Annotated in this window: 22 protein-coding genes, 1 other RNA gene, 1 pseudogene and 1 riboswitch; of the genes and pseudogenes, 16 read left to right on the forward strand and 8 right to left on the reverse strand. The window is 44.5% G+C overall.

Going from position 1 to position 23,069, the window contains the following annotated elements; genetic code table 11:
• Positions 1-41: 41 nt before the first annotated feature.
• The 4 genes from LZT22_RS08750 to LZT22_RS08765 form a co-directional block, all read right to left on the reverse strand.
• Complete coding sequence (locus LZT22_RS08750; protein ID WP_233924748.1) at positions 42-464, reverse strand: PAS domain S-box protein; 423 nt, start codon at positions 462-464, stop codon at positions 42-44.
• An 82-nt stretch (positions 465-546) separates the two neighbouring features.
• A complete protein-coding gene (gene frc, locus LZT22_RS08755; protein WP_233924749.1) occupies positions 547-1,797 on the reverse strand; it encodes a formyl-CoA transferase in 1,251 nt (416 codons plus the stop codon).
• Positions 1,798-1,837: 40 nt separating this feature from the next.
• Positions 1,838-3,550 carry an oxalyl-CoA decarboxylase gene (gene oxc, locus LZT22_RS08760; protein WP_233924750.1) on the reverse strand — a complete coding sequence of 571 codons (1,713 nt, stop codon included), beginning with the start codon at positions 3,548-3,550 and terminating at the stop codon, positions 1,838-1,840.
• A gap of 155 nt (positions 3,551-3,705) precedes the next feature.
• A complete protein-coding gene (locus LZT22_RS08765) occupies positions 3,706-4,323 on the reverse strand; it encodes a Crp/Fnr family transcriptional regulator (protein WP_233924751.1) in 618 nt (205 codons plus the stop codon).
• 114 nt (positions 4,324-4,437) lie between these two features.
• A riboswitch (cobalamin riboswitch) is annotated at positions 4,438-4,672 on the forward strand.
• Between the two features lie 245 nt (positions 4,673-4,917).
• Between LZT22_RS08765 and LZT22_RS08770 the strand changes: the two genes are divergently transcribed.
• From LZT22_RS08770 to LZT22_RS08840, 16 genes and pseudogenes are all read left to right on the forward strand, one after another.
• Positions 4,918-6,810 (forward strand): TonB-dependent receptor domain-containing protein, encoded by a 1,893-nt coding sequence (locus LZT22_RS08770; RefSeq protein ID WP_233924752.1) that lies wholly within the window; start codon positions 4,918-4,920, stop codon positions 6,808-6,810.
• Between the two features lie 42 nt (positions 6,811-6,852).
• A complete protein-coding gene (gene cobU / locus LZT22_RS08775) occupies positions 6,853-7,443 on the forward strand; it encodes a bifunctional adenosylcobinamide kinase/adenosylcobinamide-phosphate guanylyltransferase (RefSeq protein ID WP_233924753.1) in 591 nt (196 codons plus the stop codon).
• Entirely contained in the window at positions 7,440-8,312 is an 873-nt protein-coding gene (locus LZT22_RS08780; RefSeq protein ID WP_233924754.1) for an ABC transporter substrate-binding protein, read from the forward strand. Before cobU ends, LZT22_RS08780 begins: the two co-directional genes overlap by 4 nt.
• Before the next feature lie 4 nt (positions 8,313-8,316).
• A complete protein-coding gene (locus LZT22_RS08785) occupies positions 8,317-9,327 on the forward strand; it encodes an iron ABC transporter permease (protein WP_233924755.1) in 1,011 nt (336 codons plus the stop codon).
• A complete protein-coding gene (locus tag LZT22_RS08790; RefSeq protein ID WP_233924756.1) occupies positions 9,327-10,118 on the forward strand; it encodes an ABC transporter ATP-binding protein in 792 nt (263 codons plus the stop codon). The genes LZT22_RS08785 and LZT22_RS08790 overlap by 1 nt, the downstream gene beginning before the upstream one ends.
• A 3-nt stretch (positions 10,119-10,121) precedes the next feature.
• Positions 10,122-10,691: a cob(I)yrinic acid a,c-diamide adenosyltransferase gene (gene cobO, locus LZT22_RS08795; RefSeq protein ID WP_233924757.1), complete on the forward strand. Its 570-nt coding sequence runs from the start codon at positions 10,122-10,124 to the stop codon at positions 10,689-10,691.
• A gap of 17 nt (positions 10,692-10,708) precedes the next feature.
• The gene (gene cbiB / locus LZT22_RS08800) at positions 10,709-11,731 is read left to right on the forward strand and encodes an adenosylcobinamide-phosphate synthase CbiB (protein WP_233924758.1); all 1,023 of its coding nucleotides are present in this window, start codon (positions 10,709-10,711) and stop codon (positions 11,729-11,731) included.
• A gap of 3 nt (positions 11,732-11,734) precedes the next feature.
• Complete coding sequence (locus LZT22_RS08805; protein WP_233924759.1) at positions 11,735-12,769, forward strand: aminotransferase class I/II-fold pyridoxal phosphate-dependent enzyme; 1,035 nt, start codon at positions 11,735-11,737, stop codon at positions 12,767-12,769.
• Positions 12,759-14,252 (forward strand): cobyric acid synthase, encoded by a 1,494-nt coding sequence (locus tag LZT22_RS08810; RefSeq protein ID WP_233924760.1) that lies wholly within the window; start codon positions 12,759-12,761, stop codon positions 14,250-14,252. Before LZT22_RS08805 ends, LZT22_RS08810 begins: the two co-directional genes overlap by 11 nt.
• Before the next feature lie 9 nt (positions 14,253-14,261).
• Positions 14,262-15,305, forward strand: coding sequence for a nicotinate-nucleotide--dimethylbenzimidazole phosphoribosyltransferase (cobT, locus tag LZT22_RS08815; protein ID WP_233924761.1), 1,044 nt, complete (start codon positions 14,262-14,264; stop codon positions 15,303-15,305).
• Between the two features lie 7 nt (positions 15,306-15,312).
• Positions 15,313-16,122 carry an adenosylcobinamide-GDP ribazoletransferase gene (locus LZT22_RS08820; RefSeq protein WP_233924762.1) on the forward strand — a complete coding sequence of 270 codons (810 nt, stop codon included), beginning with the start codon at positions 15,313-15,315 and terminating at the stop codon, positions 16,120-16,122.
• Positions 16,123-16,132: 10 nt separating this feature from the next.
• Positions 16,133-16,675 (forward strand): histidine phosphatase family protein, encoded by a 543-nt coding sequence (locus LZT22_RS08825; protein ID WP_233924763.1) that lies wholly within the window; start codon positions 16,133-16,135, stop codon positions 16,673-16,675.
• Positions 16,676-16,720: 45 nt separating this feature from the next.
• A complete protein-coding gene (locus tag LZT22_RS08830; RefSeq protein ID WP_233924764.1) occupies positions 16,721-17,011 on the forward strand; it encodes a hypothetical protein in 291 nt (96 codons plus the stop codon).
• Positions 16,992-17,213 (forward strand): annotated as a pseudogene (locus LZT22_RS12770) (cell division protein ZapA); the annotation flags it as partial. The gene LZT22_RS08830 and the pseudogene LZT22_RS12770, both read left to right, overlap by 20 nt.
• A gap of 105 nt (positions 17,214-17,318) precedes the next feature.
• A non-coding RNA gene (gene ssrS / locus LZT22_RS08835) (6S RNA) lies at positions 17,319-17,537 on the forward strand.
• Positions 17,538-17,542: 5 nt separating this feature from the next.
• Positions 17,543-18,367, forward strand: coding sequence for a sulfite exporter TauE/SafE family protein (locus tag LZT22_RS08840; protein ID WP_233924766.1), 825 nt, complete (start codon positions 17,543-17,545; stop codon positions 18,365-18,367).
• 3 nt (positions 18,368-18,370) lie between these two features.
• On the opposite strand, the gene LZT22_RS08845 is transcribed toward LZT22_RS08840, so the two are convergent.
• The 4 genes from LZT22_RS08845 to lgt are packed head-to-tail and all read right to left on the reverse strand — an operon-like array spanning position 18,371 to position 23,065.
• A complete protein-coding gene (locus tag LZT22_RS08845; RefSeq protein WP_233924768.1) occupies positions 18,371-19,894 on the reverse strand; it encodes a malonyl-CoA synthase in 1,524 nt (507 codons plus the stop codon).
• Between the two features lie 31 nt (positions 19,895-19,925).
• Positions 19,926-20,921 carry a Bug family tripartite tricarboxylate transporter substrate binding protein gene (locus LZT22_RS08850; RefSeq protein WP_370634826.1) on the reverse strand — a complete coding sequence of 332 codons (996 nt, stop codon included), beginning with the start codon at positions 20,919-20,921 and terminating at the stop codon, positions 19,926-19,928.
• A gap of 40 nt (positions 20,922-20,961) precedes the next feature.
• Positions 20,962-22,266, reverse strand: a complete 1,305-nt coding sequence (locus LZT22_RS08855) for a malonyl-CoA decarboxylase (RefSeq protein WP_233924769.1) — start codon at positions 22,264-22,266, stop codon at positions 20,962-20,964.
• A 10-nt stretch (positions 22,267-22,276) separates the two neighbouring features.
• Entirely contained in the window at positions 22,277-23,065 is a 789-nt protein-coding gene (gene lgt, locus LZT22_RS08860; protein ID WP_233924833.1) for a prolipoprotein diacylglyceryl transferase, read from the reverse strand.
• Positions 23,066-23,069: the final 4 nt, after the last annotated feature.

Consider the following 23,069-nt stretch of genomic DNA (forward strand, 5'->3'; position numbering starts at 1 on the left):
GTGAAGCCTAATATAAAGGGATTGAGGGGGTATTTTGCAGGCTATTTAGGCTCGAGAGCTGCTAGACGCTGTTTTAGTTGTCGTTCTTCTAAAAAACGCTCAGTATCATCGCGAATGACCGCAGCCACCCCTGTTACTTGATGGGCGTCATCAAAAAGCATGGCTACGGTAAAAGCAATTGAAATGGTGCGGCCGTCCTTATGATTCGCGGGAACCTTTAGCAGGGAACTGCCATAACGAGTCGTGCCTGTTTCCATCGATTTATCAAAGCCGACATTATGGCGATGTTGTAAACGCTCGGGGGTAATTAAAGTAAGCGATTGGCCCAATGCCTCAGCCTCAGTAAAACCAAAAATTCGTGTCGCCGCAGCATTCCATAGAGTAATTTTGCCGGCACGATCAGCAACAATCACGGCATCCCCCATGACTTCAACTAACTGCTCCAAATCTACTGATGTTTTCATTGTGTCAAGAGCATAGTGGATATTTGATAAAAAAGGCGCCTATAAAAGGCGCCTTTTTGTGTTAGATCATGAACTAAGCAATTTAAACTGCCTTAGCGGCGTGTAATTGGGAAATTTCTTCAGCGCCATAGCCTAGATCGGCTAAAACTTCATCGGTATGCTCTCCCAAGACTGGCGAAGGCTTAACTTCAATTTCCAAATCGGAGAACTTAATTGGGCTACCAATAGTTAAATACTTCCCTCGCACTTTGTGATCCACCTCAACAATTGATCCACTCTTACGTAAATCGGGTGAATCAGCTAATTCTTTCATCGAAAAAACAGGCGCGCAAGGAATATCAAATTTACGCAAGATATCGACTGCTTCATATTTTGTTTTATCTTTTAGCCAATCTTCAATTGTGGCGAAGATATCAAAAATCTTATCTTGCCGAGCTTGGGCTGTCATATAGGCCGGATCTGTAGCCCACTCTGGCTTGCCAATAGCAGCTGTAATGGGTTCCCAAGCATGACCCTGGATCGTAAAATAAATATAGGCATTAGGATCCGTTTCCCAGCCCTTACATTTCAATACCCAGCCCGGTTGTCCACCACCGCCAGCATTGCCACCACGAGGCACGACATCGGAGAATGTGCCATGGGGATATTGCGGATACTCTTCTAAATAGCCGATTTTATCAAGGCGTTGTTGATCGCGTAATTTAACGCGGCATAAATTTAAGACTGCATCTTGCATCGAGCAGGATACTTTTTGGCCTTTACCAGTTTTTTGGCGTTGCATCAAGGCAGTCAAAATACCAATCGCTAAATGCATACCGGTATTACTATCACCTAAGGCGGCGGCTGATACGGTTGGCGGGCCATCCCAAAAACCTGTTGTTGAAGCAGCGCCACCAGCACATTGGGCTACGTTTTCATAAACTTTCAAATCTTCATAAGAATGGCCATCGCTAAAACCTTTAACTGAAGCCAAAATCATTTTAGGATTTAACTCTTGAATACGTGCCCAGCTAAAGCCCATGCGGTCTAGCGCACCAGGGCCAAAGTTTTCTACCATGACATCGGAAGTTTTAATCATTTTTTCTAAAACAGCTTTACCTTCTGGTGTTTTAGTATCTAAAGTTAATGAACGTTTGTTGCCATTCAACATAGTGAAATACAAAGCATCGGCATCGGGAATATCGCGCAATTGACTGCGGGTAACATCGCCAGAGCCTGGGCGTTCCACCTTAATAACATCAGCGCCATACCAAGCTAATAACTGGGTGCAAGCAGGCCCAGCCTGCACATGGGTGAAGTCAATAATCCGAATGCCATCTAATGGTTTAGTCATCTTGCAGTTCCTTGGTTTAAATCAATTAAGTGAAAAATAGTTATTTCTTATTTGCAGCGCTAGATGGATTCAGGTTCGTTAAGCGACCACTTTCAGTGCCCGCAGTCTCATCAATTACCGCATTAATTAAAGCTGGCTTACCTGCGGCAATCGCCGCGGTGAGTGCTTTAGTTAACTCTTCTGGAGTCGTTACGTTATAACCAATGCCGCCAAAGGCTTCGATCATTTTGTCGTAACGAATACCTTTTACAAACACGGTAGGCGCAACATCCGCTCCACCAGTAGGATTTACATCGGTGCCACGATATACACCATTGTTATTAAACACAATGGTGGTCACGGGTAAGTTATAACGACAGATTGTTTCTAGTTCCATACCACTAAAACCAAAAGCGCTATCACCCTCAATTGCCACCACTGGCAGCCCGCTAGTAACGGCTGCGCCAATGGCGTAACCCATGCCAATTCCCATAATGCCCCAGGTGCCGGAATCAAAACGCTTGCGGGGCTGGTACATATTAACAATGCTGCGAGCAAAATCAAGCGTGTTAGCGCCTTCATTCACCACATTAATATCGGGGCGTGTTTTCAATACATCCCGAATTGCGCGCAAAGCGCTATGAAAATTCATTGGCGTTGGATTTTGTTCCAAGGTGATCGCCATCTTGGCAATATTTTTATCTTTACGATCAGTAATATCACCAATCCAAGCATCACTTGGTCTTGGGAAGTTTGGCCCCATCGCTGCTAGCAACGCAGCCACACACGAACCCACATCGCCAATAAGCGGCGCGGCAATGGCAACATTACTATCAATTTCTGTAGGTGAAATATCGATCTGAATAAATTGTTTTGGTGCACCACCCCAAGTTTTTCCTTTGCCATGCGCTAATAACCAATTTAAACGCGCGCCAATCAGGATCACCACATCGGCCTCTGCCAAAACATAAGAACGAGTCGCAGAAACACATTGCGGATGGGTATCGGGCAATAAACCTTTAGCCATTGACATGGGAAGGTATGGAATTCCAGACATTTCAACAAATTGCCGAATGTCGGCATCGGCTTGGGCGTAAGCCGCACCCTTTCCCAATAAAATTAAGGGGCGTTTTGCACTTTTAATCAGATCAACTGCCCGTTGAATTGCATCGGGAGCAGGAATTTGACGAGGCACTGGATCAACCACTTTTACTAAGGATTTTTTTCCTTTTTCAGCATCAATCGATTGGCCCAAGAGCTCTGCTGGCAAATCTAAATAAACGCCGCCCGGCCGCCCAGAAACCGCTGCGCGTATGGCTCGGGCAATCCCAATACCAATATCCTCAGCCTTATTAATTCGGTAAGAAGCTTTAGCATAGGGTCGCGCATTATTGAGTTGATCCATTTCTTCATAATCGCCCTGCTGTAAATCCACAATTTCACGTTCGCTCGACCCGCTAATTAAAATCATTGGGAAGCAATTGGTCGTAGCATTCGCTAAAGCGGTAAGTCCATTTAAAAAACCAGGCGCTGAAACAGTTAAACAAATACCTGGCTTTTGGGTCATAAAGCCGGCAATTGCTGCGGCATTTCCCGCATGCTGCTCATGGCGAAAGCCAATGAAACGCATGCCTTCAGCCTGTGCCAAGCGCGCTAAGTCGGTAATGGGTATACCAACCAAACCAAAAATAGTATGGATGTCATTGAGTTTAAGGGCATCAATTACCAGATGAAAGCCGTCAGTTAATGCTGGGGTTTGAGTGTCATTTGTCATATATTTTTTAGTCTATTTGCCCGCGTTTAAAGCCCAATTCTAAAGGGTCTTAATGCAATATCGAGAATATTAGGCTGAGGCGCCATGAGGCGCATTGACTTACGTCAAGTTAGTCCGAAATCGCCAATATTGGCTATTTTGGCCCAATCAAGAATCTACAAAAAAAGTTCTTTATGCTTATTTTTTAAGCGACTCAAGGTCTCGGGAGACAAGTTGAGGTAGGCCGCAAGCTCTTTTTTGGGCAATAACTCAAAGAGGTAAGCATACTTCCGCACAAATCGCTCTACCCGCCCTGGGGCATCAAGCATATGCAAGGTAATAGTATGGGCCATGATTTCACTCATCAGGCGCATAACTTCAAATTCAAAACTATCTTTAATAGTTTGATGTCGATCTAAGAAATCAACCCATTTTTTTAAGGGCATCCGCGCAACTCGCGCTTTAGTAACGCAAGCGATGCTGTAAGGGGCAGCGGTTTTCAGTCGCCAGGCAGCGTAACTAGTTTCAATATCTTTTTCAATTGCGAAACGCAAAATCATTTCTTTTGCATCGACACTAGAAACAATTCGCTTTAAGATGCCATCCAAGACAAAGTACTGCTCCATTTGTGTGTCGCCTTGATGAAGCAAAATTTCAGTTTTCTTTAAATCAGCAATCTCAAGGAGACCCAAAAGCTCTGACATGCTTTTAGGGTCAAGATGCTGCAAAATCACATTTTGACTCAACTGCAAGCGAATCACGTTTTTTTCAGGGTGGTTTTCGAGTATGGTCATCAATTCTAGAGTTTAGATCTCCCTCACAAGCTCTACAGAAGCGCTATGGAAAATCCCTTTGGGGGGGGCTTTAGCGGTCTGTAAGCGATATTGTAAAACCCTTTACGCAATCAGGTAAACTGCTTAGGTCGTGGTGCCTTTTTGGCTAGTGCAAGCTAGCAATGAAGGTTAAACGGGAAACACTAAACAAACGTGTGCTGCCCCCGCAACGGTAAGCGAGTGTCCCATTTGAAGGCAATCTTCCTTGAGACGCAGAATTTGAATAAGCCACTGTGTGAGTCAATACATGGGAAGGCCAAATTTCTGAAACTCGTCAGCCCGGATACCGGCCAAGACAGGTGGAATTTTTGCGGACGGGGAACTTCGCGCGCCAATCGTAGCAATGGTTGCGTAAGTTATTTGCATTGCATCGCGCCCTGCTCTATTGACGTGCTGTTTCTCAACTCAAAATTCTGTTCGACTCGGCTAACGGGGAAGTTGGCTTAGTGTTCTTAGTACAGGATTTAAACCATGCAGTATTGTTCTTGTATTACTTCTTCATTTTGCGAGAGGATTGCGTTTCTTCGTTTCATTTTATTGGCGCTGCTGAGTATCATGGGCCTGATTTCGAATACTGCTGCCCAAGCTCAAAACCCATCCCAAGCGCAATCTTCAGGAGATAGTTCAGTAGCGGTGATTAACTCCCCGAATTCCACTAAACCACTCATCGTAACAGCCACCCGTATGCCCACCAAAGGTGCGGATGTGTTGGCTGACTATGTTTATATTGGTCCCGAAGAAATCGCTCAGGCTGGGCAAATGAGCGTACCCGAGCTCTTGCAACAGCAGCGTGGCGTACAAATATCGACATATGGTGGACCCGGTGGTCTGGCCAGCGTTTATTTACGTGGTACTAGCAATAATCAAAGTTTAGTTTTAATTGATGGTGTGCGTACCGAATCATCCACTTTAGGTGGTGCAGTTTGGAGCGCAATTCCAATTCAATTAATTGACCATATTGAAATTATCTTTGGACCGCAAAGTACTTTTTATGGACAAGATGCCCTTGGTGGTGTCATTCAAATTTTTACCAAACGGGGCGATGGTCCAGCGCAATTTAGTGCCTCAAGTGGTTATGGTACATATGGCACCACTATTAATACTGCTTCGGTATCAGGCTCGGTTGGTGACGATAAGCCCACACGTTATAACCTTGGTTTAAGCCAAGAAAATTCAATGGGCTTCAATACCGTGGCATCTACAAACCCCTGTAGCGCTGCGAATGCCACGAAAAATTATTGTGCGCCAGGCTACCCTACAACCCGCACGGGCTATACCCGTCTTGGTGCTACGGGACAGGTTTCGCATGAGTGGCAAAAAGGTCAAGAGTTTGGCGTCAAAGTACTGGCCAGCCGTACCAACTACCAGTACCCTGGCTACGATTACGATGTCTCCCTACCAGAGGTCAATTCTCAAGTTAATAATTTATCGATCGCTACTGTCTTTTCTAAAAATCAAATTACGGAAAATTGGCAGAGCTTCATTCAACTTTCAAATACTTCAAATTTTGGCCAGAATTTAACTACAAATAGTAACGACAGCATTAAGTCTCCACAAAATGATTTTTTATGGAAAAACGATATCAAAGTTGGTCCCGATAATTTACAGCTAATGGTCGAGCGGCTAGTGCAATACGCCAATACCACGAATATTAATGCCTCTCGCACTACTAATTCAGCTGCAGGATCGTATCAATTAAATCGTGGCAATAATTTAGCCACAGTAGCGGTACGGAATGACACGATTACGGGGTACGGCCCTATCTTTACCTATAGCGGAGCTTATGGTTATTTTTTAACTAAAGGCTTACGAGCCAATGTGAACTACGGTACCGGTTTTAGAGCGCCGACCTTTAACGACCTTTACTATCCTGGCTATGGCACTCCGAACGTGCAACCAGAAACGAATCGCAACGCCGAAGTAGGCCTACATTACGAGCCAGGTAATTATGAAATTCACTTAGTAGGCTATCAAAATAAAGTACAAAATTTAATTCAAGCCCTGCCTTGTACAACCCAAGCCAGCGGTTACTGCCCCACAAATTTTGCCTCAGTCAACATTACCGGCGCATCATTGGGTGCCAATACGCGACTTGAATACTGGAACTTAAAAGCTGCACTCGACTTACTCAATGCAGTAGATCAAAATACGGGGTTAGCTTTGCCTAATCGAGCTAAACAATTGGCTAATTTAGGCAGCGAATACCGTCGGGGAAAATTAAATGCGGGCGCGAATATAACGATCGCTGGGCAACGTTATGGCAATGCAAAAAATACGGTGACCATGTCTTCCTATGCCCTGCTTGATTTATTCGCGAGCTATGAAATTCAGCCAAAATGGTCCTTATTTGCCCGCTGGAATAATGCCTTAAATAACCAATACCAGCTCTCATATGGCTATCTCACTCCCGGCTCTAATATTTTTGCTGGCGTACGGTACACCCCATAATTATTCGCGCCCTATTAAACCCCTAAAGCCTACTCTACAGTTATGCAAACGACCTTGCCACGAACACAACTTATTTTAGGCGGCCAAAAAAGTGGTAAATCGCGTTTTGCTGAGGCAATAGCTGCTAATTGGCTTGAGCAGTCGGAGCATCATGAAGTATTGTTTATTGCTACTGCCCAAGCATACGATAGCGAAATGCGCCAAAGAATTGATCGTCACCAGCTTGATCGAAAAAAAAATTTACCGCAAATAAAAACTTTGGAGGAACCGCTTTTATTAGCGGCTGCGCTGCAAAAAAATACTGCGCCAAAACGACTTTTGCTAATTGATTGTCTAACTCTATGGTTGAGCAATTATTTAACCCCCTATAAAAACGATGCCGATCTTGATTCGCAAAAGCAGATGGCTAGATACACAACAGCCCTTAATGATCTTCTGCAGGAAGTGCAAACTAGCGTCGGTCCGTTAGTACTGGTAAGCAATGAAATCAGTCAAGGGGTAATTCCATTAGGACTAGAAACCCGTCAATTTGTAGATCAACTAGGCCTATTAAATCAAGCTGTAGCAAAAGCCTGTGAATGTGTAACCCTAATAGTGGCTGGTTACCCAATTAATATAAAGGGGGAGCGATGAAGCGATTCGGCTCAGTGGGCTTTGTATTTTTATCTTTATTTTTAAGTCCCCCATTGGTGGCCATCGAAATAACAGATGATCTTGGTGTTACGTCTAGTTTTGCAATCCCACCACAACGTGTTATTTCCCTCTTACCATCGCTTACTGAAACAGTATGTGTTTTAAAGCAATGTCAAAAATTAGTAGGAGTTGATCGATATTCAAACTGGCCAGCCAGTATCAAGTCATTACCTATCGTTGGGGGCGGTTTAGATCCAAATATTGAGGCAATTGCGATGCTCAAGCCAGATGTTGTTTTGGTTGGGAAATCATCGCGCGCTACCGATCGCTTAAGATCACTCGGCATAAAAGTGCTGACCTTTGATGTTAAAGATTACCGTAGCACCCAACTTGCCATTACTAAAATTGCTTTAATACTTGGCTTACCTGACAAGGAAGCTGAACTAATATGGCAAAACATTATTTCTCAGGTTAGCTTAATTACAGCCAGTTTGCCTAAAAATAGTCAAGGGATGCGTGTTTACTTTGAAGTAAGCAATACCCCATTTGGTGCGGGGGAATCATCGTTTATTGGCGAAACCTTATCTCGCTTAAAAGTTACCAATATTATTCCCTCCAGCTTAGGGCCTTTTCCCAAACTCAACCCTGAATTTATCGTTCGAGAAAATCCAAATTTAATCATGCTAGGCTACACTGCGAATGAAAATCTATCGGCTCGACCAGGGTGGAATAAAATTCAGGCAGTCTCACAGCAGCGTATTTGTAGCTTTTCCCCAGAAGAAATAGACGTCTTATCGCGCCCTAGTCCACGTATTCCAGAGGCAGCGCAAATTATGGCTAATTGCCTAATCGCTCAAACTTCAAAATAAATTAATGGTACAACTACACTTTCAGCGCAGCCAAATTCAGCGCTTCACCTACGCCATAACTATCATTACGCTAGTTTTATTTTTACTCGGCATGAGTGTGGGAAGTACAGGCTTTACTATTTTCTGGCCACTAACAAATGATGCAAGTTCACTACAAATAATGTGGGACATTCGCTTACCACGGACTCTAGCTGCCTGGTTAGCCGGCGCACTATTGGGTTTAGCGGGTGCGATCGCTCAGGGTTTATTTCGCAACCCTCTTGCTGACCCCTATTTACTGGGAAGCGCCTCAGGCGCAACCCTCGGCGTTGCCTTGAGTTTAGTGGTATTAAGCACTACCTTATTTACTGAAAATTGGTTACTGCGGCTGGGCATAACTAGCATTTCCTTTATCGGCGCCTTAGTAGGTGTAGTTATTACAGTAATTCTAGCAAGAGGTTTTCAACATACTTTTCGCCTACTTTTAGCTGGCGTCATTGTGGGGGTGATATTAGCCGCTATCAGCTCTTTTTTTGCGATCATGCACCCCGAAATATTGCCAGCGATGCAAGCCTTTATGTTGGGTACTACCAGCTTTGCTGGATGGTCCGCCTGCCTACTAATGTCGGCTGTATTAATCAGTTGCTGCATAGTCGCGTGGTCTTTAGCTAAAGCACTCGATGCCTTGACTTTAGGTGAGCTAACAGCCATCAGCTTAGGCTTGAGATTAAATTTTGCGCGTGGTGTCTTAATTGTGATCTTAGCGCTTGCAACTGGTGCAGCAGTGAGTCAAGTGGGTTTAATTGCTTTTGTTGGCTTAGCTGCTCCGCATTTAGTACGCTCGCTAATTAAAGTAGTACATCGAACCTTGTTAATCTATTCGACCCTAATTGGTGGCATTTTATTGCTGGCTGCCGATATTTTGGCAAGAGGCCTAATTGCACCTCAAGAATTACCTGTTGGCTTACTGACATCAATCTTAGGGGGCTCCTATCTGTTATGGCTAATGCATGCTGGGCAAAATCGAGCAAAATGATGAAGCCATTAACCCCGATCATCATTACCAATCGGCTTAGTACCTTACTAGCTAATGTTGAAGTCTTGCATGATGTTAGTTTGCAAATTCCCCAAGCATGCTGGACTAGCGTGATTGGCCCAAATGGTGCTGGGAAATCCACCTTGCTCAAGGTTATTGCAGGTCTCTTACCGGATCATAATCAAGTCCTAATCAATGGGCAAACTAAGAAGCAAATTAACCCTCAAATTCGGGCTAGAAAAATTGCTTGGCTAGGTCAAAATGAAACTATCAGCGATGATCTGCTAGTCTACGATTTAGTTATGTTAGGACGTTTACCTCATCAAGCTTGGTTGAGCAACGCTAATCAAGCAGATCATCAAGCAGTAAAGCATGCGCTGGCCTTAACCAACACCTCAGAACTATGTCAGCGTCCAGTAGATGAATTATCTGGAGGGGAATGTCAGCGCGTTTTGATTGCGCGAGCGCTAGCGGTTGAAGCCGAAATTTTGTTACTTGATGAACCATTAAACAATCTCGACCCGCCCCATCAAGCAGATATGATCACACTCATTCGATCCCTTACCGCAAGCGGGACAACAGTGATAAGTGTCTTACATGATATTACTTTTGCATTACAAGCTGAGCAGATTATCATTATTAAGAATGGCACCTTACTGTATCAAGGCGCTACTAATGAGATTCAAACACATATCCAAATTGAAGCCGCATTTGAGCAACGAATCAAGATATTTCCACTTGAAGATGCTTGGGTTTCTTTACCTCATCACCCCACTACTCCATTGGCATAATAAATGAATATTGAAGCACCTCCAACAGACAAGCCCTATGAAAAATCTCCCGGCGAACGCCGTGGGCTAGTGCTCATTTATACCGGCAACGGCAAGGGAAAAAGTACTGCCTTATTTGGTTTATCTCTACGCGCCCATGGTCGAGATAAAAAGGTCAAAATTTACCAATTCATGAAAGTTCCCAGTGCCCGTTTTGGTGAACATCGCATGTTTGAAAAATTAGGTATACCCATTGAAGGCTTAGGTGATGGCTTTAGCTGGAAAAGTAAAGATTTAGAACATTCGGCACAACTTGCGCGTAATGGCTGGGAAAAAGCCAAGCAAAGCATTCTGAGCGGTGACTATTTTTTAATTGCTTTGGATGAAATCACTTATCCCCTTATTTATGGCTGGATACCCTTAGCCGATGTAGTTGAAACATTGCAAAAACGGCCTAGCCATGTGCATGTTTGCCTAACTGGTAGACGCTGCCCACAGGAGATTATTGATATTGCCGATACCGTGAGCGAAATGCAGCAAATTAAACATGCTTTCGACGCAGGTGTTCCAGCACAACGGGGCATTGAGGATTAACGCACGCATGGATACTCATGCTTGAATTTATGTTCAACAACTCTGTCCTAGGATGGGGAATTCTGGGCGGCGCTATATTTATTGCTCTCATGATTGATCGTTTTTTTGGTGAGCCCTATTACTATTTGCATCCAGTTGTATGGATGGGCCAGTATTTAAAAATAACTGGACAACTTATTTCGCCCCGAGTCGTAATCTACAAAAAGCATCAAAAACTAGCTTATTTTTTTATAGGAATGGCCGCATGGCTAATGGGCGCAGTTATAGTCGTGGTTTGCGCAGTCTATATACAAAGACTAGCCTTTTCTTTGTCTCCAATTGTTGCTTGCCTATTTCTGGGCTTACTAATTAAGCCCCTATTTTCTTGGGCATTTTTATCTGCAGAGGTCTACGCTGTGAACGCCGCCTTAAGCCGTTCTTTAGTTGAAGGGCGTCAACGCTTAGCCATGATTGTGAGTCGCGATACACAAGCACTCAATCCGATCCAAGTAAGGGAAAGTGCGATTGAGGCGCTAGCTGAAAATTTTAATGACTCTGTAATTGCGCCGCTATTTTGGCTAGTACTTGGCGGCCTTCCAGCTGCAGCCCTATATCGCTATGCGAATACCGCAGATGCCATGTGGGGATATCGTGATCAACGCAATGGAAGACATTGGGAATGGGCTGGTAAATTTGCCGCCAAAATTGATGATCTTTTATCTTGGATTCCAGCACGCATCAGTGGCCTTTTGATTTTAATGCAGGCAAGACAACAACATGAGCCAACATATACCTTTGAACAACTATGTCGCGAGGCAAAAAAAACGCCATCGCCCAATGGTGGCTGGCCAATGGGCTCAATGGCGCTAGCCTTACATATTCAGCTGAGTAAGCCCACAATTTATAGTCTTAATAAAGGCGCTTGCTTAGCAATGTCTACGGACATTGGTCGTGCTTGTACATTATTACAGCGCCTAATGAATAAATTGATTTTCCTCTGTTTAATCAGCAGTTTAATTCCTGTAATTTATCTGCTCATGACTTCAGGTCTAAATGGCTAATCAATGACTTTATATAAGACCCATGGTGGCCCTGACTCATTGGGGCCTATTACCGATGATTTCTCTACCAATGCAAATGGTGCTGGGCCATGCCCAATTACCTTAGAAGCACTAATCAACACTACTCATACAGCATATCCCGACCCAAACTACACAGCACTAAAAGAACTGTTAGCGCAATGGCATCAAGTGCCTGTTCAGCGCATTGTATTGGCGGCTAGTGCTAGTGAATTTATTTATCGCATGAGCGCGCACATTGCCAAACAGGCAAATAATCAAGTATCTATCAGACCGCAAGTATATTTACCTCGGTACAGTTATAGCGATTATAAAAATGCAGCGGAAGCTTGGAGCTTGGCGACGGTCACTACTAGCCAAGATGCTAATCTGATCTGGGTATGCGATCCATCAACTCCATTCGGAGAAACTTCCCGCTCTATTGGCGCTTTAATTGACTCACTAAAAGCGCAGCAAATCTGCGTCCTTGATCGTGCTTATGATCCCTTACGCTTAAGTGGAGAAAGCGCATTAAATCAAACCCAGTTAGACCAAGTGTGGCAACTTTGGTCGCCTAACAAAGCATTGGGTCTAACCGGTATTCGAGCCGCCTATGCCATCGCCCCGAAAGCAGCCATTGCCCTTATTGCTGAACTTGAATTACTGGCGCCCTCTTGGCCGCTTGGCGTTGACGGTGTCAGCTTACTCTCAAGTTGGGCAAAACACGAAACTCACATGTGGTTACAAGAAAGCCTAAACAGCTTGCGTGAATGGAAAGTGCAGCAACTGCAGCGATGCCAAGCAATGGGTTGGGAAATCTATCCTAGTGAAACCAATTTTTATTGCGCTAAACCTCCTGTAAATGATCTTTGTCACTTATTGTTTCAACTAAGGCAAAGTGGTATTAAATTACGCGATACCTTATCCTTTGGCTTAGCTGACTGCGTACGGATGGCTGTATTACCGCCCGCCTCACAAATTCGACTCTGTCAAGCTTGGCAATCAATATCCCCGCCTACTGAAAAATTGTATGCCCGCTAAATGTGTCATGGTCCTAGGCACTTCAAGCGGTGCTGGTAAAAGCTGGGTAAGCACAGCGCTATGCCGCTGGTATGCTCGACAGGGCTATAAAGTAGCGCCCTTCAAAGCGCAAAATATGAGCAATAATGCGCGTGTCGTGAATACGCGCCAGAGTTCAGTAACTGAATTTAGCAATGCTGACCAAGCTAGCGGTGAAATTGGCTCGGCGCAATATTTTCAAGCCCTAGCTGCCAATGCTGAACCCAACGTCAACATGAATCCAGTGCTACTTAAGCCCGAAGCGGATACCCGTAGCCAAGTAATTTTATTAGGCAAAGTCAATACTGAATTAAGCGCTATGCCATGGCGCGAGCGCAGTGAAAAAATTTGGCCACATATTCAACAATCCCTCGATTACTTAATAGCAGAAAATGATGTATTAGTAATAGAGGGTGCAGGATCGCCAGCTGAAATTAATTTAATGGCTAGTGATATTGTCAACTTACGAGTAGCACGATATGCAAACGCTCAATGTATTTTAGTAACCGATATTGATCGTGGCGGTGCTTTCGCGCATCTTTATGGCACCTGGGCCTTGCTGCCTAAACCCGACCAGCAACGTATCAAGGGGTTTTTGTTAAATAAATTTCGGGGGGACCCCACCCTACTTGCTCCAGCCCCAGAGCAATTGAAATCATTGACTGGAATTCCAATTATTGGCACCATCCCCATGTTGTTTAATCATGGCCTTCCTGAAGAGGATGGAATTTTCGATGAGCGCACACTTGATAGAAAAGCTGGCGCCCTAAAAGTGGCAGTTTTGGTCTATCCCCGCATTAGTAATTTAGATGAATTTCAACCACTTAAAAATATTACAGATTTAGAACTAATTTGGGCTCGTCAGCCAAGCTCTTTAGAAGATGTCGACTGGATTATTTTGCCTGGCTCAAAACAGACCAGCGCTGATTTAGCCTGGTTAAAACAATGCGGCTTTGAGCGGGTTATTGAGAAACATATCCAGCGGGGGAAAATGGTTCTGGGTATCTGCGGGGGTCTACAAATGCTTGGCCAAGTGCTGCACGATCCATTTAATATTGATGGTGCGGCAACGGGCCTAGGGCACTTAGCAATTCAAACGACTTTTGCTAAGGATAAACAAGTAAATAAAATCACTGTTCGCTTCGGTCAAGTTAAGGGCCTTTGGTCTGCTTTATCTTACCTAGAGGTATTTGGCTATGAAATTCATCATGGCAAGTCCTCTCACAAAACTGCAGACAATGAAAAACAAGCGCTAATGGCGCAAGAAATTATTGCTGGCTTAGCTTGGCAAAATTCGCTTGGTAACGTGCTTGGTATTTATATACATGGGTTATTTGAGGATCCGGCCGTTATCAAATCTCTCTTTGGCAAAGAAGCTAAAACTCTAGATACGGTATTTAATAATCTCGCTGATTTAATTGGGCACCATATTCCAAAAGAAACCTTACTCTCCTTGGTTGAATGAAAGCATCGGATGAATATAGAATTACCCCTCATCACCCCACTTAACAATGTCGAATTAGGTGAATTAATTCAAGCAGAACTCAACAATAAGACTAAGCCGCTTGGCTCTTTAGGTCAACTTGAATCATTAGCCAAACAATTGGGCTTAATTTTAAATAGCTCAAACCCTATCCTAGTTCAACCACAGTTAGTCGTATTTGCAGGTGACCATGGCTTAACTGCGCAGGGTATCTCTGCATTTCCGAGTGATGTCACTTGGCAAATGGTCGAGAATTTTTTAGCTGGCGGTGCTGCAGTTAGTGTGCTGTCGCGCCAACACCAGCTAGATTTGACCATAGTCGATACTGGCGTTGCCAAAGAAATATTACCGCGCAAAGGTTTAATTATTAAGAAGGTGGCATTTGGCACTGCCGATTCTAGTCAAACGCCCGCTATGCAGCAATCACAATGCTTGCAGGCCATCAAAAATGGTCAGGAGATTATTTGCGGGTTACCGGGCAACGTACTTTTACTCGGTGAAATGGGTATTGGGAATACTGCTGCTGCTTCACTCATCATGAGTCGTCTATTAGGCATACCCATTGCAAAATGCACAGGCGCTGGAACTGGTCTTGATAACGCTGGCTTACAAAAAAAAATCAGCGTGTTACTAAAAGTATTACAACGACATTCTCAGGCTAACTCGGCAATTGAGGTGCTTTGCGCTTTTGGCGGTTTCGAAATGGCCACAATGGTAGGCGCGATCATACAAGCTGCTGCGCAACGCCGCGTGATTGTCGTTGATGGATTTATTACTAGCTCGGCTGTCTTAATCGCGCAAGCGCTTGACCCCAATGTATTGCAGTATTGTATTTTTTCCCATTGCTCTCATGAGCAAGCGCATGCTCAACTTTTAAACCATTTAAATGTGAAGCCCCTGCTTGATTTAGACTTAAGATTAGGTGAGGGATCAGGGGCGGCGCTCGCTTGGCCATTACTCATCTCAGCCTGTTATCTTTTAAATGAAATGGCAAGTTTTTCTAGTGCGCAAGTAAGCACAAAAAATATTAATTAAATTAATCATGAATTTCATTCGCCACCTGTTAATTTCAGTCCAGTTTTTTTCCCGTTTGCCTATTCCTAAAAGTTGGATGCGCTGGGCTGATTGGAGTCCTCAAAAAGAAAGTGATAGCCTTATTTATGCGCCTGCAGTAGGTTTAATTATCGGCATCTGCTGTTCATTAGTTTGGTTACTAGCGATGCTTCTTTTTCCCACTAGTAGTGCCAGCACGTTATTAGCTGCCGCTCTTTGTGTAGCTAGTAGCATCTGGCTAACCGGGGCTTTGCATGAGGATGGCTTAGCTGACTTAATTGATGGGTTAGGTGGCTCACCCGATCGCGCCAGAGCCCTAGAAATTATGAAGGATTCACGTATTGGCACCTATGGTGGCTTAGCGCTAATTCTTGCCACCTTGATTCGTATTTTGTTAATTGGCGCCTTAGGTCAGGCACTACTTAATCCAGCTCATGTGATCGTCGCAATTTGTTTGGTTAATATCATCTCAAGAGCCTGGCCATTAGGTTTAGTCTATTTGCTACCGAATGTAGGCGATTTAGCGGGATCCAAAACCCATTACATCACGCGTTTCATCTCGAGTAAACAACTGCTAATTCTCAGTAGTATTCTTCTGGTCATTTGTTTTGGGTTGCTTCGATTGGAGTTAATTCAATGGCAACAACTTTTGCTTGGCCTACTACTTTCAGGCTTAATTTGGCTCTATCTTAAAACCCGTTTGCAATCACGCTTAGGGGGTTATACCGGCGATGGACTCGGGGCGGCACAACAATTATGTGAAATTGGCCTGTACATCGGCTTTCTCATTGCCGTCTAAACAGCTGCCCATGAAACAACTTTGGCTCATTCGTCACCCTCAAGTGCTAATTAAATCAGGTACTTGTTATGGACAGCTAGATATCCCTAGTGACCCCGCAAGCAATGCTACTCAAGCACAGTCCTTAGCTGCAACTTTGCCAGATCACTTAATAATCTATTGCTCACCACTCCAACGCTGTCACCATTTAGCAATAACGCTTTTAGCGCTTCGCAAGGATCTCCAAATTGAGCTTGATCCCAACCTACAAGAAATGGATTTTGGTAGCTGGGAAGGAAAGTTATGGCAAGATATACCGCAGAATGAAATTGCAGCATGGACCGACAACTTTTTGCATTATTCACCTGGAGGCGGAGAATCTGTAAGCACATTTATGGCAAGAGTCAATCAAAGTTACCGAAAATTTTCTACTAATTGTGCTTGGATTACCCATGCCGGTGTAATTCGCGCAAGCCATTTATTACACGCTAAAAAATTCATTACCCAAGCCAGTGATTGGCCCATCGACGTCATTTCGGTGGGGTGTCACCAAACCCTAGAAATGGGCTCGTAATTGAGCTCTTTCTATTAGATTACAGCTCGATATACAATGGATCTTATGAGTCCCGAAACCAGTGAAACAACTTCAAATTTGCTGACTGATTTTCAAGCCAGTCTTGAACGCATTAAGCATAAAATCGCCGCCATCCAAACTGCGACCGAAGCCATGTGCCAAAATCGCCTAGCACTAGAAGGCAAAATAGAAGATGCTCAAAAACGGATTCAGCACATCTTAAGCCGCCTTCCCGATCAAGGCGATACACGCCAACTCAATTTACTTGGTGAGTCGGCTAGCTCTACAAGCCCCCCTAATTTAGATAACGATGACCATGAGCCAACGACGCATTGATGTAACTATTGCTGGCCAGAAAATTACCCTGGCAACCAGCGATGAACATGAGCCTTTACTTCGTTCAGCTTGCCAATTAGTAGATGATCACATACAGCTAGCCATTGCTAGCGGCAATCGCAGTCTCGAACGTGCCACCCTGATGGCTGCCTTAAAATTAGCGGGCGATCTCATCGCTGCTAAAGAGACTGCCCTAAATATTCCTCAGGCATCACCAACCACTGCCCCAGAAAATAGTGCAGAGATCTCACGTCTAGCAAGCGAAGTGAATGCGCTGGAAGATCAAGTCGATGCCTTGTTGAAAACCCTTTCCCTGCCTGGTTCGCCAAGGCCAATAGCTCCTTGAACCGATGCGAAAGCATACGGAGCGGTCTTTGCTACGTGGGCGTGAGCGTTTCGATGTTTCACAGTGTCGGCTTCTGGCTTGATACTCCCTGTGCATCTTAATGCACCCGAAGCGTAACTGCCGCTCCAACTTGAACCTTAGGGTTCAGGATGAGGGCCTAGCGGCTAAGGTGGGGAATCTTTTTTATGTCATTTAATGACATTCTGCTACTGCTAGTCTGCGGCGGTATTTCGGGTTTCTTAGCAGGCTTACTCGGCATTGGTGGCGGCATGATCTTAGTACCATTTATGATCATCGTTTTTAACCATTTAAATTTTGATCAAAGTCTCATTGTGCATATGGCCATCGCTACAGGTATGGCGACTATTTTATTTACCTCAGCATCGGCTATATTGGCCCATCACAAGCATCAGTCAATCGATTGGCAATTAGTTGCGGCACTAAGCCCTGGAATGATTGTCGGCGGCCTGATTGGCGGTAGTGAATTATTTGAAGCTTTAAAAACAGCTTGGCTATCGCTCTTTTTTGCTATCTTTATTGTGTATAGCTCCATTCAAATGTTCATCAACAAAAAACCCCATGCGGGGCGAGAGCTACCGGGAACTCTGGGGCTTTTTTCCTTTGGTTCGTTTGCGGGAGTACTTTCTAGCCTAGTTGGAGCAGGTGGCGCTTTTATTACCGTGCCATTTATGTTGTGGTGCAACGTCAAACCCCATATTGCCATGGCCAGCTCTTCTGGATTAGGTTTTTTTATTGCCGCGGCAGCTACGCTGGGATACATGTATGGCAGTTGGGGACAACCTAATTTACCAGCCGGCTCTTTGGGCTTTGTTTATGTTCCTGCAGTTGCCTGTATTGTGGTGATCAGTATATTTACTGCCCCACTGGGCGCAAAAATGGCGCGCAAACTCAATGTTGCCCAGCTAAAGCGGGTTTTCGGAGTGCTATTATTTTTTATAGCTGGCTTTATGTTGAACGAAAGCCGTAAAGCATTTGGATTTTTTACTTAGCACTTAGCTCGCAAACTGCTGACGCAACATATTTTTCTGTACCTTGCCCATTGCATTCCGAGGTAAATCCTTCATGATTTCAATGCGCTTAGGTACTTTAAAATTCGCGATTTGCCCTTTGAGCGAATCAATCATGGATTGGGTATCTAATTTCACTCCTGCTTTTGGTACGACTACTGCCAACACAGCCTCACCAAAATCGGGGTGCGGAATACCAATGACGGCGCTCTCTGCGACGCCGGCCATGTCATCAATAAAACTTTCAATCTCTTTGGGATAAACGTTATAGCCCCCAGAAATAATCAAATCTTTACTACGGCCCACAATCGATAAATAATGATCTGGAACTTTACCGCTAATATTTGTTCCGCCCCAGCGACCCACGTCACCTGTTTTAAACCAACCATCAGCAGTAAATTCTTCAGCGGTTTTTTCAGGCATGTGCCAGTAACCCTTAAAAATATTAGGGCCCTTTACTTGTACGCCGCCTATTTCGTCTACCTGACAAATTTGCCCGTCATCACTCACCACCCTGACGCTCACTCCGGGTAACGGCACGCCAACGGCCCCACCAACCCGAGGACCTTGATATGGATTAGAAGTCAGCATGATGGTTTCGCTCATGCCATACCGCTCTAGAATAGTATGTCCAGTCAACCTTTTAAACTCGTTAAAGGTTTCAGTTAGCAAGGGTGCAGAACCAGAAATAAATAAACGCATGTTGCGACATACTGCTTTCGTAAAGGTCTTGTCAGCCGTTAGACGCACATAAAAGGTAGGCACTCCCATCATGACAGTAGCTCGGGGCATTTGCTGAATTAGTTGGGCAGTATCGAGGCGGGGTAGCCAAATCATTTTGCTACCATTCACTAAAGCGCCATGGACCGCCACAAATAAACCATGTACATGAAAAATCGGCAAGGCATGTAATAAAACATCACCCTTTTGCCATTGCCAAAAATCTTTTAATACTAAACAATTGCTGCCTAAATTACGATGCGTTAGCATCGCTCCTTTGCTACGTCCAGTAGTACCTGAGGTATAGAGAATGGCAGCTAAATCATCGTCTTTAGAGGCCACCGTTTTAAATTGATCACTTTGACCAGTAGCGCGCTCAAGTAAGCTACCCGAGCGGTTGTCATCTAAGGTAAATACGTGATTCGTGCCCGCCTTAAATGCAACCTTAGAAACCCAAGCAAAATTTTTGCTGCTACAGACCATGACTGCAGGCTTAGCATTTTCAATGAAATATTGAATTTCAGCAGCTTGATAAGCGGTATTTAAGGGCAGGTAAACATAGCCCGCCCGAATAGTGGCTAAGTATAAAAATAGGGCCTCGGGCGACTTTTCTACTTGAACTGCAACCCGAGCCCCTTGAGGCAAGCCAAGACTTTTTAAGAGGTTGGCCAACATTGCTGAAGCGCGCTCTAAATCTCTCCACGAGTAATACAAACCATCTTGAGTTTCGATTGCACACGCTTTGCGATCTTTTGGAAAACCCTTTTCCAATACTGAATACAAATTCATACGAACCTCAAAATGATCTACTGCATAACAATTAATCGAGAGTGGCGCCCGATTTTTTAACTACCCCAGCCCAACGCTTAACATCTGAATTAACTAATTTTCCAAACGCTTCGCCATATAAATTTGGGGTATCCGAGCCGTTGGAAGCCCAAATGGCTTTTAACTTTGGTGTATTTAGCGCTTTCTCCACTTCTGCAATCATTTTGTCGACAATGGGCTTTGGCGTACCTTTGGGGGCAAACATGGCATACCACGTTGACACTTCATAATTCGGTAGACCAGCCTCCATGAAGGTCGGTACATTCGGAATTGCTGGTGAGCGCTTAGGTGAAGCAACCGCAATAGCGAATAGTTTTCCACCATTAATCTGCTGCGCTGAAGTACCTAAACCATCAAACTCAAGATCAACTTGCCCTGCCAATAAATCATTCATCGCTGGGCCTGCACCCCGATAAGGAATATGCGTAATGAAGGTACCCGTTTGTATTTTAAATAATTCGCCCGCTAAATGATGCACGGTGCCACTACCAGCACTAGCAAAATTATATTTACCAGGGTTCTTTTTTAAGAGCTCAATAAATTGCTTTAAATCACGCGCACTCACTTTTTGTGGATTAACTACTAAAACTTGTGGTGGGCTAGCAATGAGAGCAACGGGGATAAAGCTCTTCTCAATATCGTAATCAAGATTTTTATACATCGAAGGTGCAATAGTGTGGTGCGAAGCGCCAATAAACCAACTATACCCATCAGGGGGTGCCTTGGCTGCAACCGAAGCACCCACCGTGCCACCAGCTCCACCACGATTATCGATTAATACTTGTACGCCCAATTGCTCGCCTAACTGAGCGGCTAAAGGACGGGCAAAAGCGTCAGTACCGCCGCCAGCAGGAAAGGGATTTAATAAAGTAATAGGTTTGGTAGGCCACGTCTGAGCTACAACTACGCCAGCAAATGCCATTAAGGCTAAGACAAAAGCCAAGCGCAGTTGTTGCGCCAGTAGGGATAAACTATTTGATTGGACCATCATGCTAAGTCTCCTTTATTTATGTGCTGGTTATTTTAAGCTAAGAGGCCATTAAGCGACTGATCAAACGCGAATACATGACCTCACCATTGACAAAGCGTTCGTGGTTCTCTTCTACGCTAGCTAAATCATATAGATAATTGACCATAATGCCCGCTGATTGGCGTAAACCCTTACGCGATAAATCACCCGCCCAATTAATTTGATGCAACTTCGCACCGTTACCTAAGTGAAATTTAGCTACAGGATTGCCATTGCGTCCCGTTGAGACGTGAGCCAAATATAGCGCTGTTAAACAGAGTAATGCACTTTTTTCCTTTGCCGTAGCAGTATCAGGATGCCATCCTCCGCCTAAACGCTCTGCCCAAGAATGATCCGTTAAATTTAGAGTTGCTAAGGCCTGATCACGAGCAGTACGAAGTGCTGGCTTAATTTGCTCCATCGGCATTTGATCCGCTAAATTTGCACCCGCGGCAATCCAATCTACAAAACCTGGAATAGGCGATAAAGTAATAAATGTTTTAAGCGACGGAAATTCCGCATGCAATTGTTCAGCAACCCGCTTAATTAAAAAATTACCCATCGAAACGCCGCGCAAGCCTGGCTCGCAGTTACTAATAGAATAAAAGGCGGCCACTTTATATACTTTTGGCTGACTTACTGCCTCAGCCTTCTTGTCTACTAACGGGGCAATGGCTATGGGAATATCTGGTAATAAACCGACTTCTACAAAAATTAAGGGTTCATCAGGTAATTGGGGATGAAAAAAAGCAAAGCAGCGACGATCGGGCTGTAAACGACGGCGTAAATCATCCCAGCCATCAATCGCATGCACAGCCTCATGTTTAATAATTTTCTCTAGCACTTCAGCTGGCGACTTCCAATCGACTCGGTGCATCTTTAAAAATCCTGGATTAAACCAAGAGGAAAGTAGATGGCGCATATCAAAATCAACTGTTGCTAGTTCGGGTTTTTTATCGAGTAACTGCAACAAATCGCGGCGCATTTCTACCACCGCTGCAGTACCTGCGCGAGCGCGATTAAGACGGCGTAGTAGTTCTTGGCGTGGCGATTCGGTAATTCGCTGTAAACGCACATAGTTGCGTGTATTGGGATCAGCAGCAAAACTTTGCGCAGCCTTTAATACTTTATCGGGGTCAGGATTATATTTTTCAGCTAATGCGGTGAAAAACTTTATGTGCTGATCTTTATCTAATTTACGATAATTATGAATTAACTCATCAGCCATGCTGACCGCATTCGATTCCCCGCGCTCAGAAATCAGGCGGTTAACTGCGCCAATAGCACGCGCCAAATACCGTGACTTAGTCAGTTTCTCGAGCATGCTACTTCCTTCAGGGTTTGCTATTTTTTTGTCTAAGCAGCAAATATAACCCAAAGGCAACCATAGGCAATGACAACCATTGACCCATCGACAGACCCAGCCCCAATAAACCTAAAAAAGCATCAGGTTCACGGGCGAATTCAGCGAGAAAGCGACAGATGCCATACCCCACTAGAAAAAATCCAGATACCTGTCCTAGCCGGCGAGGATGCCTGGCATAAAGCCAAAGCACCATACCCAAAAGCAGACCTTCTCCACCCAATTGATAGAGTTGTGAGGGATGGCGCGGTAAATTGTCGACAGCTGGAAATACCATTGACCAAGGCACATCTGTGGGACGACCCCAGAGCTCGCCGTTAATAAAATTTCCTAGGCGCCCAAAGGCTAATCCAAATGGCACCAAGGGGGCAACCAAATCACTCACCGTAAGAAAGCTAGTATGTCGCCTATGGGCAACCCAGAACATCGCGGTAATTACTCCAAGTAAACCCCCGTGAAAGGACATCCCGCCCTCCCAGACTTTAAAAATATTAAGGGGATGTGACAAATAAAATGCGGGCATATAAAAGCAAACGTAGCCTAAACGTCCACCAATAATCACTCCCAAAACTCCAGCAAACAGTAAATCTTCAAGCTCTTTATTGGTCCAGCCCAAGGCTTTAAATTGCGGCATACGAATGCGGATACGGCCGAGTAAAATAAACTGCGCAAACGCCATCAAGTACGTTAAACCATACCAATGAATACCAAAAGAGCCCAGATGAATAGCGACCGGATCAAAGTTAGGATGAATTAGCACGGCA

The sequence above is a fragment of the Polynucleobacter sp. IMCC 29146 genome (assembly GCF_021395195.1).
Taxonomy (GTDB): domain Bacteria; phylum Pseudomonadota; class Gammaproteobacteria; order Burkholderiales; family Burkholderiaceae; genus Polynucleobacter.

Excerpts from the sequence above, each read along its gene's own strand:
- LZT22_RS08750 (WP_233924748.1), bottom strand. The coding sequence starts at position 464 with ATGAAAACATCAGTAGATTTGGAGCAGTTAGTTGAAGTCATGGGGGAT.
- frc (WP_233924749.1), bottom strand. The coding sequence starts at position 1,797 with ATGACTAAACCATTAGATGGCATTCGGATTATTGACTTCACCCATGTG.
- oxc (WP_233924750.1), bottom strand. The coding sequence starts at position 3,550 with ATGACAAATGACACTCAAACCCCAGCATTAACTGACGGCTTTCATCTG.
- LZT22_RS08765 (WP_233924751.1), bottom strand. The coding sequence starts at position 4,323 with ATGACCATACTCGAAAACCACCCTGAAAAAAACGTGATTCGCTTGCAG.
- LZT22_RS08770 (WP_233924752.1), top strand. The coding sequence starts at position 4,918 with ATGGGCCTGATTTCGAATACTGCTGCCCAAGCTCAAAACCCATCCCAA.
- cobU (WP_233924753.1), top strand. The coding sequence starts at position 6,853 with ATGCAAACGACCTTGCCACGAACACAACTTATTTTAGGCGGCCAAAAA.
- LZT22_RS08780 (WP_233924754.1), top strand. The coding sequence starts at position 7,440 with ATGAAGCGATTCGGCTCAGTGGGCTTTGTATTTTTATCTTTATTTTTA.
- LZT22_RS08785 (WP_233924755.1), top strand. The coding sequence starts at position 8,317 with ATGGTACAACTACACTTTCAGCGCAGCCAAATTCAGCGCTTCACCTAC.
- LZT22_RS08790 (WP_233924756.1), top strand. The coding sequence starts at position 9,327 with ATGAAGCCATTAACCCCGATCATCATTACCAATCGGCTTAGTACCTTA.
- cobO (WP_233924757.1), top strand. The coding sequence starts at position 10,122 with ATGAATATTGAAGCACCTCCAACAGACAAGCCCTATGAAAAATCTCCC.
- cbiB (WP_233924758.1), top strand. The coding sequence starts at position 10,709 with ATGCTTGAATTTATGTTCAACAACTCTGTCCTAGGATGGGGAATTCTG.
- LZT22_RS08805 (WP_233924759.1), top strand. The coding sequence starts at position 11,735 with ATGACTTTATATAAGACCCATGGTGGCCCTGACTCATTGGGGCCTATT.
- LZT22_RS08810 (WP_233924760.1), top strand. The coding sequence starts at position 12,759 with ATGCCCGCTAAATGTGTCATGGTCCTAGGCACTTCAAGCGGTGCTGGT.
- cobT (WP_233924761.1), top strand. The coding sequence starts at position 14,262 with ATGAATATAGAATTACCCCTCATCACCCCACTTAACAATGTCGAATTA.
- LZT22_RS08820 (WP_233924762.1), top strand. The coding sequence starts at position 15,313 with ATGAATTTCATTCGCCACCTGTTAATTTCAGTCCAGTTTTTTTCCCGT.
- LZT22_RS08825 (WP_233924763.1), top strand. The coding sequence starts at position 16,133 with ATGAAACAACTTTGGCTCATTCGTCACCCTCAAGTGCTAATTAAATCA.
- LZT22_RS08830 (WP_233924764.1), top strand. The coding sequence starts at position 16,721 with ATGAGTCCCGAAACCAGTGAAACAACTTCAAATTTGCTGACTGATTTT.
- LZT22_RS08840 (WP_233924766.1), top strand. The coding sequence starts at position 17,543 with ATGTCATTTAATGACATTCTGCTACTGCTAGTCTGCGGCGGTATTTCG.
- LZT22_RS08845 (WP_233924768.1), bottom strand. The coding sequence starts at position 19,894 with ATGAATTTGTATTCAGTATTGGAAAAGGGTTTTCCAAAAGATCGCAAA.
- LZT22_RS08850 (WP_370634826.1), bottom strand. The coding sequence starts at position 20,921 with ATGGTCCAATCAAATAGTTTATCCCTACTGGCGCAACAACTGCGCTTG.
- LZT22_RS08855 (WP_233924769.1), bottom strand. The coding sequence starts at position 22,266 with ATGCTCGAGAAACTGACTAAGTCACGGTATTTGGCGCGTGCTATTGGC.